Source organism: Paraburkholderia nodosa (assembly GCF_001718195.1).
In the GTDB taxonomy this organism is placed as follows: domain Bacteria; phylum Pseudomonadota; class Gammaproteobacteria; order Burkholderiales; family Burkholderiaceae; genus Paraburkholderia; species Paraburkholderia nodosa_A.
Genome location: NZ_MCNV01000070.1, coordinates 1 through 2,025, shown reverse-complemented (window position 1 = coordinate 2,025; position 2,025 = coordinate 1). Strand labels below are relative to the sequence as shown.

The following is a 2,025-nucleotide window of genomic DNA, read 5'->3' as shown; positions in this document are numbered from 1 at the left end:
ACAGGTTGTCCGTCAGGCCGGTATGCCGTTCACGTCATCAAAGTTCAGCGGTCGCAAAACCAGGTGGGGGACTGCGGTAAAGCGTGGTTGGGGATCGGGCGCTCAGGCCGGCGCGTTGAGGCCCGGTCGCGCATCGAACGTGCCGTGGCGAGTCGCCAGTGCCCAGGCGGTGCGCGCCAGCTTGTTCGCCAGCGCGCAGGCCACGACGTTCGAGTGTCGGCGCGTGAGCATGGCGCGCACCCACTCGGCGAGCCGGCCACTCTGCCGATGGAGCTGCTGCATGTAGACGCGGGCGCACTGCACCAACAGGCGCCGGATGTTCTTGTCACCCCTCTTGCTGATGCCCAGCAGGTTCGCCCTGCCGCCCGTGCTGTATTGGCGCGGCACCAGTCCGATCGACGCGGCAAAGTCGCGGCTGCAGCCGTATTGCTTGCCGTCCCCCATTTCGGCGGAGAGCACGCTCGCCGTGATCGGACCCACGCCGGGGATCGTCAGCAAGCGCTGGCCGAGATCGTCGTCGGCGAGCTGGCGCGCCATCTCCTTGTCGATCTCGGCGATCTCCTCACTGAGGTACTTGAAGTGCGCATGCAGGCGCTCGAGGATCTCGATCAGGCGCGGCGGCAGCGTATGCTCGGCCAGCACGGCCGGCAGTCGCTTGATGACGGATTGCCCGACCGGCAGGCTGATGCCGAACTCAAGTAGAAAGCCGTGGATTTGGTTAACGGCCTTCGTGCGGTCACGAATCAACGAATCGCGCACACGGTGCAGTGCCGAGAGCATTTGCTGCGATTCGGTCTTCGGAGTAACGAACCGCATGGCCGGGCGCGACGCGGCCTCGCAGATCGCTTCGGCGTCCACGAAGTCATTCTTGACCATCTTGTATCTTTCTGCTCACGGACGGCGGTCATGCAGCCTGATAACCATCATGGGCCTGAAAGCCCGTTAATGAGCATTCGGCGTATGACCGCTACCGTTCTTCGATAAGCCCGAACAGTTGCTTGAATTCAAATTCGCATTCACAAGAATGGGATCCGGGGAACCATGTCTGAAAAAATCGCTGTCGGAATTGACGTGGCAAAAGCCACCCTTGATGTCGCCTTCGGAGTTGCAGGAAGCGTCACCACCTATCCCAACACGCCAGCAGGCCACGAAGAGCTGCTCACCGCCCTTGCTGAATGCCAGGTTGATCTTGTGGTACTGGAAGCCACAGGAAGCTACGAGGCGGCGGCTGGTTGTGCGTTGCAAAGCGCCGGCTACGCAGTTGCTATCGTGAATCCCCGGCAAGCCCGCGACTTCGCGAAGGCAATGGGAAATCTCGCGAAAACCGACCGGATTGACGCGCGTGCTCTGGCTCAGCTTGCCCAAGTGCTTGCGCAGCGAAGCGACAGGGACAAGATAGTCAAAATCCTGCCTTCGCCGCTGCAGCAGGAGCTTCAAGCCCTCGTTGCCCGTCGTCGCCAGATCGTCACATTGTTGACGTCAGAGCGACAACGACTTGGAATCAGCCACGAAGCCGTGCGCGGGAGTCTAACCGCCGTCATTGAGGTTCTTCAAGGTCAGCTCAAGGCTGTTGAAGCTGCCCTGGCGAAGCACGTCAAGGCGCATCACACCGGCCTGGTCGAACTGCTATCCAGTGTTCGCGGAGTAGGACCCGCTACCGTCGCCACGCTGATCGCCGACGTGCCAGAACTCGGCAAGCTGACGCGGCGTGAGGTCAGTGCGCTGATCGGGGTAGCGCCCTTCAACCGCGACTCGGGAGCGTTTCGCGGCAAACGAATGATCTTCGGCGGACGTGCCGCTGTCAGGCGCATGTTGTACATGGCGACGTTAGCGGCCGTACGCTTCAACCCGGTCATTGGGGCCTTCTACCATCGGCTCGTCGCCACCGGCAAGCCGAACAAGGTTGTTCTGGTTGCCTGCATGAGAAAGCTGCTGACTATCCTCAACGCCATCGCAAAAACAGGAAAGCCGTGGGATGAATCCATCCACACGGCTTGACAGGTAAGACAGTTGCTCATTACCGCC

At 61.1% G+C, this 2,025-nt stretch carries 1 protein-coding gene and 1 pseudogene; one reads left to right on the top strand and one right to left on the bottom strand.

What is annotated here, in order from left to right; translation table 11 throughout:
- Positions 1-102: 102 nt before the first annotated feature.
- Positions 103-879 (bottom strand): annotated as a pseudogene (locus BFD71_RS38655) (IS110 family transposase); the annotation flags it as partial.
- A gap of 162 nt (positions 880-1,041) precedes the next feature.
- Here BFD71_RS38655 and BFD71_RS38650 point away from each other — a divergent pair.
- Entirely contained in the window at positions 1,042-1,998 is a 957-nt protein-coding gene (locus tag BFD71_RS38650; RefSeq protein WP_069269419.1) for an IS110 family transposase, read from the top strand.
- Positions 1,999-2,025: the final 27 nt, after the last annotated feature.

Excerpts from the sequence above, each read along its gene's own strand:
- BFD71_RS38650 (WP_069269419.1), top strand. The coding sequence starts at position 1,042 with ATGTCTGAAAAAATCGCTGTCGGAATTGACGTGGCAAAAGCCACCCTT.